This window comes from Mesorhizobium sp. PAMC28654 (genome assembly GCF_020616515.1).
In the GTDB taxonomy this organism is placed as follows: domain Bacteria; phylum Pseudomonadota; class Alphaproteobacteria; order Rhizobiales; family Rhizobiaceae; genus Mesorhizobium.
The window spans coordinates 859,034-873,618 of record NZ_CP085135.1 but is presented as its reverse complement, the minus strand read 5'-3'; the positions used below and the strand labels follow the sequence as shown (position 1 = coordinate 873,618).

Sequence of the window (14,585 nt, the reverse complement as noted above, 5' to 3'; positions counted from 1 at the left end):
TCTGTCGTGGCAAGCGTTCGTTGGTTGAAAAGCCAAGCGAATTGGCGTTTTATCCGGGTCACTTTACCCCTTGAGTTTCTTGAAGCTCTTTCAAGGCGCGTGCCGCTTTCCGACAAGAGCAGGCCGCGCATACCATGCTTGCGGGAACACAGAACATATCTGGCAAACCAGATGGGAGGCACTGTGAGTGCAGATCATGATGGCGCGAACCTGCTTGAGGTTCGTGGCCTTACCAAGATATTCGGCACGCTGACGGCGTGCGACCATATCGATCTCAACATCGCAAAAGGTGAAATCCACGCTCTGCTCGGCGAGAACGGCGCGGGCAAGTCGACGCTTGTCAAAATGCTGTTCGGTTCGCTGGAGCCCAATTCCGGCGAGATTTTCTGGAACGGCCAGGCGGTCAGGATCACCAGCCCCGGCGTGGCGAAGAAACTCGGCATCGGCATGGTGTTCCAGCATTTCTCGCTGTTCGAGGCGCTGACCGCGGCCGAGAATATCGCGCTGTCGCTGGACGACGGCTCGCCGATCAGCAGCATCGCGGCGAAGGCGAGGGCGCTTTCCTTCAGTTATGGCCTGCCGCTCGATCCGGAATCGCTGGTCGGCGACCTGTCGGTCGGCGAGCGTCAGCGCATCGAGATCATCCGCTGCCTGCTGCAGACGCCGCAGCTCATCATCCTGGACGAACCGACCTCCGTGCTGACCCCGCAGGAAGCCGACAAGCTGTTCGAGACGCTGGAGCGACTGCGGGCGGAAGGCAAATCCATCCTCTACATCTCGCACCGGCTGGAAGAGGTGAAGCGCATCTGCGACCGGGCCACTGTGCTGCGTCACGGCAAGGTGGTCGGCCACTGCAACCCGCGTGAGGAAACCGCGTCGTCATTGGCCCGCATGATGGTCGGCAACGAGGTGCAGGCCGTGGTGCGCGCGCCGGTAGAGGGGATCGAAACCGCGCAGCCGCTGCTCGAAATCCGCTCGCTCAGCCGCAAACCGGCGACGCCGTTCTCGATCGCCCTCAAAAATATCAACCTGAACGTCCGCGCCGGCGAGGTGATCGGCATTGCAGGTGTCGCCGGCAACGGCCAGGGCGAATTTTTTGAATCCGTTTCCGGCGAAGTCTCGCAGCAGGATGCCGCTTCGGTGCGCATCCGCGGCGAGGACGCGGGCGGGCTCACCATTACCGGACGCCGGTTGCTGGGTGCCGCCTTCGTGCCCGAAGAGCGTCTCGGCCATGGTGCCGCGCCGCGCATGAAGCTCTCGGAAAACCTGCTGCTGTCGCGCCATGCAACCGACGGCAAGGCTTTTGTCGGCGCAGGCGGCGTGGTCAAGAGTGGTGCCATCTATGCCGCCTCTCAACGCATCATTGAAGCGATGGATGTGCGAAAGAGCGCTCCGGACCCCGAAGCCGCGGCACTTTCGGGCGGCAATCTGCAGAAATTCATCGTCGGTCGCGAGCTTGATCGCCGGCCGAGCGTCATGGTGGTCAATCAGCCGACCTGGGGCGTCGATGCAGGAGCCGCCGCCCATATCCGCCAGGCGCTCATTGAATTATCTCGCAGCGGATCGGCGGTGCTGGTCATCAGCCAGGACCTCGACGAGTTGTTCGAGATATCCGACGCAATCGCGGTCATGCACAATGGCGAGTTGTCCACGCCGATGCCGATCGCCGAGGCGACCTTCGAGAAGGTTGGCCTGCTGATGGGCGGCGCCGAACCCGGCCACGTCGAACATACAATGGAGACGGCATGATGCGCCTCGAACTCGTCAAACGCCCGCAACGCTCCGTTCTGTTCTCGGCGCTGTCGCCTTTCATCGCTTTCGCGCTGACGATCATTGCCGGCGCCATCATGTTCGCGCTGCTCGGCGTCAATCCGTTGACCGCCTTCCATATCTACTTCATCGAGCCGATCAGCCAAGTCTGGCAGTTGCATGAACTGGCGATCAAGGCAGCGCCGCTCATCCTGATCGCTGTCGGCCTGTCGGTCTGCTACAAGGCCAACATCTGGAACATCGGCGCCGAAGGCCAGTTCGTCTTTGGCGCCATCTTTGGCTCGGCCATTCCGGTACTGTTTCCGCAGTTCGAGGGCCCGTTGGTGCTGCCGATGATGCTTCTGTTGGGCATGGTCGGCGGTGCCGCCTATGCGGCGATTCCGGCCTTTCTGAAAACGCGCTTCGGCACCAACGAGATCCTGACCAGCCTGATGCTGGTCTATGTCGCGCAGCTCTTTCTCGACTGGTTGGTGCGTGGCCCGTGGCGTGACCCGCAAGGCCATGGCTTTCCGCAGACGATCCAGTTCAGCGACTCGGCCACATTGCCCGAGCTGATGCCCGACGCCGGCCGGGCCAACTGGGGGTTCGTCTTCGCGCTGGTCGCCGCGGTGCTGGTCTGGATCCTGATGAGCCGCATGTTGAAGGGGTTCGAGGTGCGCGTTCTCGGCTCAAGCCCCCGGGCAGGGCGCTTCGCCGGCTTCGGCCTCAACCGCATGGTCTTTTTCGCCTTTCTGCTGTCGGGTGCGCTGGCCGGGCTCGCCGGCATCTCTGAAGTCTCCGGCGCCATCGGCCAATTGCAACCCGTGATCTCGCCCGGGTATGGCTTCACCGCCATTATCGTGGCGTTCCTCGGCCGGCTCAATCCTCTCGGCATCATCGCGGCCGGCCTGGTGCTGGCGCTGACCTATCTTGGTGGCGAAGCGGTGCAAAGCGCGCTCGGCATCTCCGACAAGGTGGGGCGTGTGTTCCAGGGCATGCTGCTGTTCTTCGTGCTCGGCTGCGACACGCTCATTCACTACCGCATTCGCCTGATCGGCCTGGCGCTGACCAAACCGGGAGGCGCGGCGAAACTCGAAGCCGCGCCAAAGTTGAAGGAAGCACGCTGATGGATATCGCCGTAAACATACTTTTGACAATCGCCACTGCCGCAACACCGCTGCTGATCGCGGCGATCGGCGAACTGGTGGTCGAGCGCTCCGGCGTGCTCAATCTCGGCGTCGAGGGCATGATGATCATGGGCGCGGTCGGCGGTTTCGGCGCCGGCTATCTGACCGGGTCGCCCTGGCTCGGCCTGCTGGCCGCAATTGTCATGGGCGCTCTGTTCTCGCTGCTGTTTGCCGTCATGACGCTGTCGCTGGCCACCAATCAGGTGGCGACCGGCCTGTCGCTGACGCTGCTCGGTCTTGGCCTCTCGGGCATGATGGGGACAAGCTTCGTCGGCCAGCCAGGCGAAAGACTTCCCAATCTCTACATTCCGGGCCTGACCGAGATTCCGGTGGTCGGCAAGCTGCTGTTCGGCCAGGACCCGATCTTCTACATCTCGATCGCGCTCACCGCCGCCGTCATGTGGTTCCTGTTCAAGACGCGTACCGGGCTGACACTGCGCTCGATCGGCGACAGCCATACCTCCGCTCATGCGCTTGGCATCCATGTCATCCGCTACCGCTATCTCGCGGTGATCTTCGGTGGCGCCTGTGCCGGTCTCGCGGGGGGCCATCTGTCGCTGGTCTACACGCCGCAATGGGTGGAGAACATGAGCGCCGGGCGCGGCTGGATCGCGCTGGCGCTGGTCGTGTTCGCCTCATGGCGACCGTGGCGGGTGCTGGCCGGCGCCTACATCTTTGGCGCGGTGTGGATCGGCCAGCTTCATGCACAGGCTTTTGGCATTCCGGTGCCTTCACAACTGCTTTCTTCACTGCCCTATCTGGCAACCGTCGTCGTTCTTGTTCTAATCTCGCGCAACAAGCGTCTTACGATGATGAACACGCCGGCTTCCTTGGGGCAGCCATTCGTTCCAGATCGTTGACAATAAAAACAAACGGGAAGCTCCAAGGCTTAACACAGAGAGGTAACACGATGAAAAAACTGCTTATTGCGTTGATGACCACGACGGCCGCACTCTCGCTGGCGGCGACCGCCGAGGCCGCGGACAAACTGAAGGCCTGCTGGGTCTATACTGGCCCGATCGGCGATTTCGGCTATTCCTACCAGCATGACCAGGGCCGCCTGGAAGTCGAGAAGGCGCTCGGCGACAAGGTCGAGACCGCCTATCTGGAGAACGTCTCCGAAGGCCCCGATGCCGACCGTGCGTTCGAGCGCCTGGCGCGCGAAGGCTGCAAGATCATCTTCGGGACGTCGTTCGGCTTCATGGACGCGGAAGTGAAGGTCGCCAAGAAGTTTCCCAAGGTGATGTTCGAGCACGCGACTGGCTACAAGACGGGCGATAACCTCGGCATCTACAATGCGCGTTTCTATGAAGGCCGCTACGTACTGGGCCAGATCGCGGCCAAGGAATCGAAGTCGGGTGTCGCCGGCTACATCGTCTCCTTCCCGATCCCCGAAGTGGTGATGGGCATCAACTCGTTCATGCTCGGCGCGCATTCGATCAATCCGAACTTCAAGGCCAAGATCGTCTGGGTGAACTCGTGGTTCGATCCAGGCAAGGAAGCCGACGCCGCCAAGGCGCTGTTCGACCAGGGCGCCGACATCATTGTCCAGCACACCGATTCGACCGCTGCCCTGCAGGTGGCCGAAGAGCGCAAGCTGCACGGCTTTGGCCAGTCTTCCGACATGATCAAGTTCGCGCCGAACTCGCAGCTGACCTCACTCACCGATGAATGGGGCCCCTACTACATCAGCCGGGTCCAGGCGGCCATCGACGGCACCTGGAAGCCGGACAATGTCTGGCTCGGCATCAAGGACGGCGCGGTCAAGCTCGCCCCCTACACCAACATGCCCGACGACGTGAAGGCGATGGCCGAGGCAACAGAGAAGAAGATCGCCGGCGGCTGGAACCCCTTCACCGGGCCGATCGACAAGCAGGACGGCACGCCCTGGCTGAAGGACGGCCAAGTCGCTGATGACGGCACGCTGCTCGGCATGAATTTCTACGTCAAGGGCGTCGACGACAAGCTGCCGCAGTAGGCAGCGCAGGAATACAAAAGGGAAGGGCGCCGCGAGGCGCCCTTCTCATTCGCCACGAAAGATGGGCTCAGACCGCCGAACCGTAGAGGTCGTAGGCGTCGGCGCGGTCGATCTTGACGGTGACGATGTCGCCTTGGCGCAGCGGGCGGCGTGACTGGATATGGACCGAACCGTCTATTTCCGGCGCGTCGTATTTCGTGCGGCCTTTTGCCGAGATGCCATTCGCCTCGTCGATGAGAACGGGCAGGCGCTTGCCAACCTTCTTGGCAAGCTGTGTCGCCGAGATCTTCTGCTGGCGCTGCATGAAGCGATGCCAGCGCGCCTCCTTGATCTCCTGCGGCACCTGTTCGAGGCCGAGATCGTTGGAGCGGGCGCCCCTGACGGGCTCGTACTTGAAGCAGCCGGCGCGGTCGATCCTGGCTTCGTCCAGCCAATCGAGCAGCATTTCGAAATCATCGTCGGTTTCGCCGGGGAAGCCGACGATGAAGGTCGAGCGGATGGCGAGATCAGGGCACACGTCGCGCCAGCCGCGAATACGCTCGAGCGTCTTTTCGCCGTGCGCCGGGCGCCGCATGTTCTTCAGCACCTGCGGGGAGGCATGCTGGAACGGGATGTCCAGATAGGGGAGGATCTTTCCCTCGGCCATCAGCGGGATGACATCGGCGACATGCGGGTAGGGGTAGACATAGTGCATGCGCACCCAGATGCCGAGCTTGCCCAATTCCTCCGAAAGATCGAGGAATTTGGCACGCACCTCGCGGTCGCCGAACATGCTGGTCTGATACTTGATGTCGATGCCATAGGCGCTGGTGTCCTGGGAAATGACCAGGAGTTCCTTGACGCCGGCCTTGGCCAGTTTCTCGGCCTCGCGCAGGACGTCGGCGGCGGGGCGCGAGACGAGGTCGCCACGCAACGCCGGAATGATACAGAAAGTGCAGCGGTTGTTGCAGCCTTCCGAAATCTTGAGATAGGCATAGTGGCGCGGCGTGAGCTTGACGCCCTGCGGTGGCAGGAGATCGATATAGGGATCGTGGCTCGGCGGAGCCGCCTCATGCACCGCGGCCATCACGCTTTCATAGGCCTGCGGGCCAGTGATGGCGAGAACGTTGGGGTGTCTTTCGCGGATGACGTCGGGCTCGGCGCCAAGACAGCCGGTGACGATGACCCTGCCATTCTCCGAAAGGGCGGAGCCGATGGCGTTGAGCGACTCGTCGCGAGCCGAATCGAGGAAGCCGCAAGTGTTGACGACGACGAGATCGGCACCGTCATGCTTACGGGCGATCTCATAGCCTTCGGCGCGCAGGCGCGTGATGATGCGCTCCGAATCCACAAGGGCTTTCGGGCATCCAAGACTGACAAAACTCACGCGAGGAGCGGACATATAGGGTTTCCGGGCTTTTCAGGATTGGCGGCGCAGTACCACACTTATTGCGGCATTGGTATGGGCACGCCCTCAATGCGGCAAAACGTACCGCGATTGCCCTTTGCCAAACCGGCATTTCCTGACTGCGAAATGCAGGCCGGCGGCCTCAACTGACCGCGTTGTTGACGTGCGGCCACACTTCCATCGCACCGCGATAGACCATGTCCACGGCGACGTAGAGGATGATCAACAGGCCGACATAGGCGATCCAGCGATGACGGTGCAGCAGCTTGGCGATAAAAGTCGCCGCGAGCCCCATCAAGGCAATTGAAAGCACGAGGCCTATGATCAACACCGTGAAATGGTCGCGCGCGGCGCCCGCCACCGCCAGCACATTGTCGAGCGACATCGACACGTCGGCCACGACGATCTGCAACGCTGCCTGCCCCAATGTCTTGCGCGGACCCTTTTCGCTGGCAGCACCAGAATTCGACAGCGCCTCGGTCGCCTCCAGTTCATCGGCATGGGATGTGCGCAGCTCGCGGTACATCTTCCAGCAGACCCACAGAAGCAGGATGCCGCCGGCCAGCAGCAGGCCGACGATGGCAAGAAGTTTGACGGTGACTGCCGCAAAACAGATGCGCAGCACCGTCGCCGCCAGGACGCCGATCAGGATCGCTTTCTTGCGCTGCTCGGCCGGCAGCCCAGCGGCGGCAAGACCGATGACGATGGCATTGTCGCCGGCAAGCACGAGATCGATGGCGATGACCTGGAGCAGGGCCGATATGCCTGCGGCGGTGAAAATTTCCATCGACTGGAAGCCCCTTGCTTGTTCGCCGATTGTCCGCGTCCGGTAGACCGACGCCCTAACGTGTATGATTGCCACGCGTCAAGAGACTGCCTTAACGCTGTAACCTTATCTCGGTTGCAAAACAGGATTCTGAACAATTGCAGGCCAACACGATCGCAAGTCGACGTGTCGAGGACAATCTAACTGGAGGACCTAATTGTAGAGATTGTATTTCGACCAGTCGGTTTCTGGAATCTCGTCGCCGATGCGATAGCGAAGGTTCAAGATTTCCATATGGTCGGGAGCCGTCTGGCATTTGAATTTCAGGCGATACCATTGCCCCTTGCTGCGAAAGGCAGCACCTGGGCTTCTGATCGCATCGGTGCCCATTTCCGGCGTCGCAAACGCATAGGCGACGACCCTGTCCGCCTTGAACTTGTGATCGTCATGAGTGATCCGGTCGAGGACTTCGGCATCACATCGCTGCTCGAGGCGCGTCTGCGGGTCGAGTTTCAGCAAGCCGGCGCGCAGTGCGCTGTCCATGGCGTTCGCCGGCCAGGCCAATGTCGCGGATGCCAGCGCAGCAATGAAGAGCTTTTTCATGGGCGGAAGAAGCAGCATATTTTGTCGGAAAAATCAACCAAGGGCTGTTTTGAAGGATATGGCCTTCTACAAGAAAACGAGCGGACAACCAGCGCAGGCCAATCGTAAAGCCCTTTCTATTTCAACGGATTGCAGAACTGTCTAATCAACCGGGTCCGAATGTACACAAAACCGTCAGCGGCCTCGATCACAGACCTCTTCCACGCAACGGCACCCTGTGGGTGCAGTGGCCCGCCTTCGATGCCACGGAAGTTCATCGCCGTGGATACGCCGCCCGGCAAACCGACATCACGGTGTCGCGCAGCCAGCGATGTGCCGGGTCGGCGTCCATGCGAGGATGCCACATCGCCGATATCTTGAACTCAGGCATGGGAAGCGGGAGTTCGAAGCTCCCAAGGTTGGACATGGCGGGGTCGTCATTCACCATGCTGTTGCCAAGACAGGAGCGCGGCACGAGCGCGACCAGATCCGATTGGCGCGCGATCCGCATCGCATCGGGGAAACCAGGCACGACAACCATTATCGTCCGTCTCAGGCCAAGCTTCTCAAGGGCGTCATCGATCGGCTCCGTGACATTCCCTTCCCGTGACGCCACGACATGTTTGCAGGCGGCATATCGTTCCGGCGTAACGCCCGTGCCTGCCAGAAGCGGATGCCCGATCCGGACGACGCCGACATATTTGTCATGGAACAGGAACTGGGTGCGTATCTCCGGCGCGGACGTTCCAAGCAAGCCGATCTCAAGATCGATGAGGCCTTCCCGAAGCGGACGCGCATCCTTGTCGGGCTTGGACACAAAACGCAGGCGGACGCGCGGCGCGGCTTGCGATACAGCGGCAACGACACGGCCAGAAAGGAACTCCATGAACGCCTCACTGGCGCGAATGACGAATGTCGATTCGTGTCCGGCCATGTCGACATCATTGATCTGCGGCCGCAAAACCGCTCGCACATCCCGGCTAAGCTCATGGACGCGATCGCGCAGCTCGGCAGCGCGCGGTGTCGGCACAAGCCCGCGCCCAGCCCGCACCAGCAGCGGGTCGCCTGTCGCCGACCGAAGTCGCGTCAGCGTCCGGCTCATCGCGGAGGTACTCAGACCAAGGCGGCGGGCCGCGCCTGTCACACTGCCTTCGGCCAGCAGTATGTCCAGCGCAACAAGAAGGTTCAGATCCACATCCGCGTCGTTCATGGATCGAGCCTATCTCATCTGCTTCCTTCGACACAGCGTTTGATGCAACCATATCTTGATTTTGATGCGTCTGGCGCCTGTCGCGGAACCGCTTATGTTTGCGATGACCTGACCAACGAGGAACATTGTCCATGCCCAAGGTCGTTTTGAGTGCCACTGCCAGTACCATCCTTCTCATCGGCGCATCGCGCGGTCTCGGCCATGCGATGGCCGCCGAATTCCTGAAGAAGGGATGGAACGTCGTCGGCACGGTCCGAGGCGGCGGAAGCCGAACGTTGCTCCACGATCTGGCGGACGAATATGACGGCCGGGTCGAAATCGAGATCTTGGACATCAGCGAACCGGATCAGGTCGCGGCGTTGCGTGACCGTCTGTCGGGCAGGGTGTTCGAGATGCTTTTCGTCAACGCCGGGGTGACCAACAACCCGGCTGAAACGATCGCGGATGTGACAACCGACGAGTTCGTAAGTGTCATGGTCACAAACGCGCTGAGCCCTATGCGGGTCATCGAGAGCCTGGGGCAATATGTGCCTACGACGGGCCTGATTGGCGTGATGTCATCCGGGCAAGGCAGCATTGCCAATAATGAGACCGGGCAGCGTGAGGTGTACCGGGGCAGCAAGGCGGCCTTGAACATGTTCATGCGCAGCTTCGCGGCTCGCCATTCCGGGACATCTCGTGCCATGATCACAATGGCCCCCGGTTGGGTCCGCACCGAACTGGGGGGACCGGATGGACGGCTGAGTATCGAGGAAAGCGTGCCGAGCCTGGTGAACGTCCTTCTTTCGAAGCAGGGAACGCCCGGACTGGAATATCTCGACTATCTCGGTCGAACCGTCCCGTGGTGAAGCGGTGATTTCAGCATTGCCGATCTAGAGGTGACAGCCAAATAGATAGCGCTATCCATTTGTTTTTCAGCGATATTCTTGAGGTAGCTGTAACAAAGTGCCCCACGAAATACCCGGCTAATCGGGCCAGTAGCAATCTTCGGAAGCCAAGTGGAGGTCCAAACGATATACGGAATTCCAGAAGAATCGTTTAGTCTTTTTTCTGCGGCTTGGTGTCTCGGGTAGGGGCAATTCCCTCCGCCTAGCCTGTCAGGGAAGTTATGAAAAGACTGTTGCTTGCTATTGGGCTTGCCTTGGTGGCGTCGGGAGCCTCCGCCTCGGGCATGGGTGTTTCGTTTCAATGGGGCCCTACAAAAAAGTGTTTTGATCCGAAGTCGCCACCAATAACGCTGTCGGGCGTACCTAAAGGAACGGCAAAGCTTGAAATAGGGATGATTGACAGCAGTTCGGCCTATGAGCATGGCGTTGGGACGGTTGCTTACAAAGGACAAACGTCTTTGTCGTACGGCGCGTTTCGGTACAAGGGGCCATGTCCGGATAGTGGAACTCATTTCTACAACATCACGGTGAAGGCGGTAGATGCGTCAGGAAAAGTTCTAGGCAGCGGTTCAGCTTCCCAGCCGTTTTCCTCAAAATGAACTGAGTGTCGGTCGCCTCGATCGCCACGGGGCGGCCAATATATTCAAGTCAGTATTACCATTACAGCAGACACTCTTCCCGAGAGATGGGTGACAGTTCATTCCGGATAGATGAGTTACATTTTCGGCCCTTTGCAAGCAGAGCAAGGTGCCTTGGAAGGAGTGTAACGCCGTGGAAGAGCGGCTGAAGTTCATCGCCCGGCTGCTGGACGGCGAGAAGATGGCCGTCTGTCGGTCTGGTGGCTGCGACTGGGCATCGATATCGAGCGCATCAAGCCGGGCTGCCCGCAGCAAAAACGGGCGCCATGAGCGCATGCACCTCACCTCACCTTGAAGCTGGGGACCACCAAACCAGCCGCAGCCCACTTCCTTCAGCAGCAGGCCAAGTTCGACGACTTCATCGACTGCTTCAACAATGAGCGACCGCACCAGGCGCTCGACATGCACCGCCCGGCCAAGTGCTACACGCCTTCACCGCGCCCCTATACTGGCCTGCCTGACCTCGATTATCCGTTTTCACGAAAAGGCCGTCACCGTCACCACATGCGGACGCATCTGCTTCGACCGCAAGAAGATCAATCGCAGCCTCGGCTTTGCCGGCCAGGCCGTCGGCATCAAACAGGCAGAGGACCATATCTGGCTGGCTAGCTTCATGGACTATGACTTGGGATACTTTGACGATGAGACATGCAGGCTCGAACCAAAACCCTTTCGGGCCAAAAGTGTTACCCATGTCTCCGATATAAATCGTAACCCATGTGTCCGGAACGGACCTTTCATTGTTTGGTGGAGGAAGTGGGATTCGAACCCACGGTGAGCTTGCACCCACGCCGGTTTTCAAGACCGGTGCCTTAAACCGCTCGGCCATTCCTCCTGGTGATCTTTCAATCACGAGTGCCCGCCCAGACCGCCTGCGGGCAATCCCGCACGTCGAGATCGGTCGCGCGTCACTGCTCTAGTGTGCTCGGCAAAGGCCTGTCAACCAGCACCATCCGTACAAACTTGCGGTTGACAACGCAGCGTTGTGCTGCCCAACCCGTCGCGTGCGTTCTTTTCGGGGGAATCCATGAAGAAAGTCTACGAAAAGCCAGTTCTGACAAAACGTGAGAGATTGTCTTTGGTGACGGCGCAGTCGAACCCGTCGCTGCCGCCACCTTGATAGAGTCATGGCGCCAACGAGACTTCAGACTGACCAAGGCTCGGGCCGGTGACGATCGTTATCGGCCCGTTCCATTGGAATGCCGGATGTTGTTTGCGCTCGGTGCTGGCGGCAGACGCGTGCGGCGTTCACGGTAGCAAGCGACGAGACCGGAGCATGTCGGCGGCGGCGGATGGTTAGTTTAGACGGCTTGCAGCGAGTGGGCGGCTGCCGCTCTTGACCCCGGCGGCCGAAAAACCATTACTTTTCAATTGGGTCGGGGGCGTGACGGCGCGCCATAATCTTGCCCGGTTCCGGACACAATCGGTTAATAGGCTGATAAACAATTCCTGCGCACAAAGGATAGGGGTTCAGGCGTCGTTGGGCATTTGTTGAGTGAGTGCTTCGGCCCTGATGATGTTCAAGGAGCGATGTCTCTGTCGAGACTGTAGGGGACAATCGGAATATGCAGACTACGGCGCGCCCGCGTCTTCGCCGTGCTTCCGCTGTCGCGTTGTTCGTCGTGTCGACAGCCATGCTGGCGGCCTGCGGGACACCGCAGCCGAAGGCAATGATCGACAAGAGACAACGCTCCAAGGAATACTTTTCCGAATCCGAATATGGCGTGAAGGCCAGCCCGCGCGTCGCCTCCAGGATGGCAGGACTGCGCGGCGGCGGGCGTGACCAGCTTGGCAAGCCCTATCAGGTTCGCGGCAAGTGGTATTATCCCAAGGAAGAGAAGAACTACAAGAAGGTCGGCCTGGCATCCTGGTACGGTGATGCCTTTCACGGCCGGCTCACCGCCAATGGCGAAGTCTATGACATGACGCATCTGACGGCGGCGCATCCGACCATGCCGCTGCCGAGCTATGCACGCGTGACCAATCTGAAGACGGGCAGTTCGGTCATCGTTCGCGTTAACGATCGCGGTCCCTACCACGAAGGCCGCATCATCGATGTGTCCGAGCGCGCCGCGCAGATGCTTGACTATGCCAATATCGGCACCGCCGAGGTGAAGGTGGAATATGTCGGCCGCGCGCCGCTCGATGGCGATGACGACCAGTACCTGATGGCGTCCTACCACCCCGGAAACAGGATTCCGGATCCTTCGGACGGGTTGCCCACCGGCGTGATGGTGGCCATGAACGGACCGTCTCCGAGCATGCCGGTAGGCGCCGCGGCCGTACCGTTTCCTGGTCAGTTGACGAATTCCGCTCCGCAGCAACCTGCCATGGCGGCACAGGCGCCAGCCATCGGCGATCTCGCACTGCCCGATTTTGGCCCCATCGTGCCGGAACGCCCGGAATTCGGCCTGCCGGCGCAATCGCCGTTTGCCCTGGCCTCCCTGTCTTACGCGGACGAGCGCGTGCATCGCGCCTCGGATGTTTTTGCCTCGCTGGGTGGGACTGGCATGTCACCAGCCGACATCCTGCAATCGTGGAAGCGCCAAGCCCCGTCAGCCGGCGCGGTCACCGACTACGTCGCTGCTGGGTCTTTCGAGAATGCCGCCGAGGCAAAACGCGTTGCGGCCCGGCTATCCGAATTCGGCAAGACCGAAATCCAGCGTTCCGAACTCGACGGCGAGGACTGGTATTCCGTCAATCTCTATCCGGACGGCCACCGTAGCCTGGACGAAATGCTGCAGGCGGCATGGTCGCATGGTGCGCCTGACGCACTCGTTGTGCGCAACTGATCCCGACAAACCGAAAGTCTCGCGGTATTTGCGTCCTGCGGTTGATCCGCCGGGAAAAAGCCTGATAGCTTTGCCCAGCTAAAGCACGTCTCGACGAGACGGATTCATGCGACGCGCTTTGGGTCTTTCGTTTTTATGCATGTCGTTCTCCCAAAACCGAGGGCACTTTTGGGCGACATGCATTAAATACCGGCAAACGGGTCGACTTCATGAAATTTCGCTTTTCGGCGCCTTTGGTCGGTTTTTTGGGGTTTGGTCTTCTGCTGCTCTCGTTGGCACCAGTCAGCGCACAACTTTTCGAAACCAAAGCCGCACAGGCCTTCATGATCGACGCCGAGACCGGAACGGTGCTGTTTGCCAAGGATGCGGACAAGCCCTTTCCGCCGGCATCGATGGCCAAGCTGATGACGATGGAAGTGGTTTTCAACGCCATCAAGTCCAAGCGCATGACACTCGACGACACATTCGTGGTCAGCGAGAACGCATGGCGCAAAGGCGGCGCTCCCTCCGGAACATCGACGATGTTTGCGAAACTCAAATCCTCGATCCGGGTCGAGGATCTGATCCGCGGGGTTACCGTCCAGGCAGCCAATGATGGCTGCATGATCCTCGCCGAAGGCATGGCCGGATCGGAAGAGAATTTCGCGGCGCAGATGACGGAGCGCGCGCGCCAGATCGGCCTGCAAAAATCGACCTTCGTCAATTCGACCGGCCTGCCGGCGGATGGGCAGCAGACGACGGTGCGCGAACTCGCGCAACTGGCCCTGCACATCCAGCGGGAGTACCCGGATCTCTATGCCTATTTCGGCGAGAAGGATTTTACCTGGAACAAGATCTCCCAACGGAACCGCAATCCGCTTCTGGCCATGGATATCGGCGCTGACGGCCTGGCGGTCGGCACGAGCGAAGCCGGCGGTTTCGGCATCGTGGCTTCCGTCAGCCACAATGGTTCGCGGGTCATCGCGGCGATGAGTGGACTGGCCAGCGATCGTGAGCGCGCCGAGGAAGCACGGAAATTGCTCGACTGGGGCGCTCGCTCCTTCGAAAAGACCGAGATTTTCGCCAAGGACGAAGTGGTCGGCGTGGCCCAGGTTTTCGGTGGCGTGAAGTCCGGAGTGACCTTGAAGGCGAAGGGGCCTGTCAACATATTCCTGCCTATCACCAACCGCGACAAGCTGACGGCCAGGATCGTCTACGACGGCCCGGTGACCGCGCCGGTGGAGGAGGGGCAAGCGGTGGGCGCGCTGCGTGTCTGGATCGGTGATACACTAAGCCAGGAAACGCCGTTGTTCGCGGCCGAGCCGGTCGGCATGGGCACGCTACCGCAACGCGCGCTTGATGCCGTCAAGGAACTGGCCGTCGGCTGGCTGCGGTAGCGCCAACGGCGTGGACCTTTTACCGGGCCCGGA

The 14,585-nt window shown here is 60.5% G+C and carries 13 protein-coding genes, 1 tRNA gene and 1 pseudogene; 10 read left to right on the top strand and 5 right to left on the bottom strand.

Translation table 11 applies throughout. The features are described from left to right. The first annotated feature begins 171 nt into the window (after positions 1-171). Genes LGH82_RS04280 through LGH82_RS04265 form a run of 4 tightly spaced genes read left to right on the top strand, consistent with a single transcriptional unit; the run spans position 172 to position 4,914 of the window. Positions 172-1,749, top strand: coding sequence for an ABC transporter ATP-binding protein (locus LGH82_RS04280; RefSeq protein ID WP_227347432.1), 1,578 nt, complete (start codon positions 172-174; stop codon positions 1,747-1,749). Then, on the top strand, positions 1,746-2,876 hold the full coding sequence (locus LGH82_RS04275; RefSeq protein WP_227347431.1) for an ABC transporter permease: 1,131 nt from the start codon (positions 1,746-1,748) through the stop codon (positions 2,874-2,876). The genes LGH82_RS04280 and LGH82_RS04275 overlap by 4 nt, the downstream gene beginning before the upstream one ends. Beyond that, entirely contained in the window at positions 2,876-3,796 is a 921-nt protein-coding gene (locus LGH82_RS04270; protein ID WP_227347430.1) for an ABC transporter permease, read from the top strand. The genes LGH82_RS04275 and LGH82_RS04270 overlap by 1 nt, the downstream gene beginning before the upstream one ends. 50 nt (positions 3,797-3,846) lie before the next feature. Further along, positions 3,847-4,914 carry a BMP family ABC transporter substrate-binding protein gene (locus LGH82_RS04265; protein WP_227347429.1) on the top strand — a complete coding sequence of 356 codons (1,068 nt, stop codon included), beginning with the start codon at positions 3,847-3,849 and terminating at the stop codon, positions 4,912-4,914. Positions 4,915-4,981: 67 nt separating this feature from the next. Here the strand turns inward: LGH82_RS04265 and rimO are convergent, their stop codons facing one another. The 3 genes from rimO to LGH82_RS04250 all read right to left on the bottom strand — a co-directional run bounded on the left by rimO (position 4,982) and on the right by LGH82_RS04250 (position 7,688). Next, positions 4,982-6,295 (bottom strand): 30S ribosomal protein S12 methylthiotransferase RimO, encoded by a 1,314-nt coding sequence (rimO, locus tag LGH82_RS04260; protein ID WP_227347428.1) that lies wholly within the window; start codon positions 6,293-6,295, stop codon positions 4,982-4,984. A 148-nt stretch (positions 6,296-6,443) separates the two neighbouring features. After that, positions 6,444-7,088, bottom strand: coding sequence for a TerC family protein (locus LGH82_RS04255; protein WP_227347427.1), 645 nt, complete (start codon positions 7,086-7,088; stop codon positions 6,444-6,446). A 192-nt stretch (positions 7,089-7,280) separates the two neighbouring features. Further along, entirely contained in the window at positions 7,281-7,688 is a 408-nt protein-coding gene (locus LGH82_RS04250) for a DUF930 domain-containing protein (RefSeq protein ID WP_227347426.1), read from the bottom strand. Between LGH82_RS04250 and LGH82_RS04245 the strand changes: the two genes are divergently transcribed. Beyond that, the gene (locus LGH82_RS04245) at positions 7,609-7,815 is read left to right on the top strand and encodes a hypothetical protein (protein WP_227349756.1); all 207 of its coding nucleotides are present in this window, start codon (positions 7,609-7,611) and stop codon (positions 7,813-7,815) included. The two genes, LGH82_RS04250 and LGH82_RS04245, sit on opposite strands and share 80 nt — an antisense overlap. Before the next feature lie 108 nt (positions 7,816-7,923). On the opposite strand, the gene LGH82_RS04240 is transcribed toward LGH82_RS04245, so the two are convergent. Beyond that, complete coding sequence (locus LGH82_RS04240; protein ID WP_227347425.1) at positions 7,924-8,859, bottom strand: LysR family transcriptional regulator; 936 nt, start codon at positions 8,857-8,859, stop codon at positions 7,924-7,926. Between the two features lie 131 nt (positions 8,860-8,990). Between LGH82_RS04240 and LGH82_RS04235 the strand changes: the two genes are divergently transcribed. The 3 genes and pseudogenes from LGH82_RS04235 to LGH82_RS33560 form a co-directional block, all read left to right on the top strand. Next, positions 8,991-9,707: an SDR family NAD(P)-dependent oxidoreductase gene (locus tag LGH82_RS04235; RefSeq protein ID WP_227347424.1), complete on the top strand. Its 717-nt coding sequence runs from the start codon at positions 8,991-8,993 to the stop codon at positions 9,705-9,707. A 260-nt stretch (positions 9,708-9,967) separates the two neighbouring features. Beyond that, the gene (locus tag LGH82_RS04230; protein ID WP_227347423.1) at positions 9,968-10,345 is read left to right on the top strand and encodes a YbhB/YbcL family Raf kinase inhibitor-like protein; all 378 of its coding nucleotides are present in this window, start codon (positions 9,968-9,970) and stop codon (positions 10,343-10,345) included. Positions 10,346-10,570: 225 nt separating this feature from the next. Beyond that, positions 10,571-11,091 (top strand): annotated as a pseudogene (locus LGH82_RS33560) (integrase core domain-containing protein); the annotation flags it as partial. 38 nt (positions 11,092-11,129) lie between these two features. Here the strand turns inward: LGH82_RS33560 and LGH82_RS04220 are convergent. Next, a tRNA-Ser gene (locus LGH82_RS04220) sits at positions 11,130-11,219 on the bottom strand. Between the two features lie 730 nt (positions 11,220-11,949). Between LGH82_RS04220 and LGH82_RS04215 the strand changes: the two genes are divergently transcribed. Both LGH82_RS04215 and LGH82_RS04210 read left to right on the top strand, forming a co-directional pair. Next, entirely contained in the window at positions 11,950-13,176 is a 1,227-nt protein-coding gene (locus LGH82_RS04215) for a septal ring lytic transglycosylase RlpA family protein (RefSeq protein ID WP_227347421.1), read from the top strand. A gap of 209 nt (positions 13,177-13,385) precedes the next feature. Then, positions 13,386-14,552, top strand: a complete 1,167-nt coding sequence (locus LGH82_RS04210) for a D-alanyl-D-alanine carboxypeptidase family protein (protein WP_227347420.1) — start codon at positions 13,386-13,388, stop codon at positions 14,550-14,552. The last annotated feature ends 33 nt before the right edge of the window (positions 14,553-14,585 follow it).

What these genes read in the sequence shown, in the direction of transcription:
- LGH82_RS04280 (WP_227347432.1), top strand. Translation starts at nt 172, where the DNA reads ATGGGAGGCACTGTGAGTGCAGATCATGATGGCGCGAACCTGCTTGAG.
- LGH82_RS04275 (WP_227347431.1), top strand. Translation starts at nt 1,746, where the DNA reads ATGATGCGCCTCGAACTCGTCAAACGCCCGCAACGCTCCGTTCTGTTC.
- LGH82_RS04270 (WP_227347430.1), top strand. Translation starts at nt 2,876, where the DNA reads ATGGATATCGCCGTAAACATACTTTTGACAATCGCCACTGCCGCAACA.
- LGH82_RS04265 (WP_227347429.1), top strand. Translation starts at nt 3,847, where the DNA reads ATGAAAAAACTGCTTATTGCGTTGATGACCACGACGGCCGCACTCTCG.
- rimO (WP_227347428.1), bottom strand. Translation starts at nt 6,295, where the DNA reads ATGTCCGCTCCTCGCGTGAGTTTTGTCAGTCTTGGATGCCCGAAAGCC.
- LGH82_RS04255 (WP_227347427.1), bottom strand. Translation starts at nt 7,088, where the DNA reads ATGGAAATTTTCACCGCCGCAGGCATATCGGCCCTGCTCCAGGTCATC.
- LGH82_RS04245 (WP_227349756.1), top strand. Translation starts at nt 7,609, where the DNA reads ATGGCGTTCGCCGGCCAGGCCAATGTCGCGGATGCCAGCGCAGCAATG.
- LGH82_RS04250 (WP_227347426.1), bottom strand. Translation starts at nt 7,688, where the DNA reads ATGCTGCTTCTTCCGCCCATGAAAAAGCTCTTCATTGCTGCGCTGGCA.
- LGH82_RS04240 (WP_227347425.1), bottom strand. Translation starts at nt 8,859, where the DNA reads ATGAACGACGCGGATGTGGATCTGAACCTTCTTGTTGCGCTGGACATA.
- LGH82_RS04235 (WP_227347424.1), top strand. Translation starts at nt 8,991, where the DNA reads ATGCCCAAGGTCGTTTTGAGTGCCACTGCCAGTACCATCCTTCTCATC.
- LGH82_RS04230 (WP_227347423.1), top strand. Translation starts at nt 9,968, where the DNA reads ATGAAAAGACTGTTGCTTGCTATTGGGCTTGCCTTGGTGGCGTCGGGA.
- LGH82_RS04215 (WP_227347421.1), top strand. Translation starts at nt 11,950, where the DNA reads ATGCAGACTACGGCGCGCCCGCGTCTTCGCCGTGCTTCCGCTGTCGCG.
- LGH82_RS04210 (WP_227347420.1), top strand. Translation starts at nt 13,386, where the DNA reads ATGAAATTTCGCTTTTCGGCGCCTTTGGTCGGTTTTTTGGGGTTTGGT.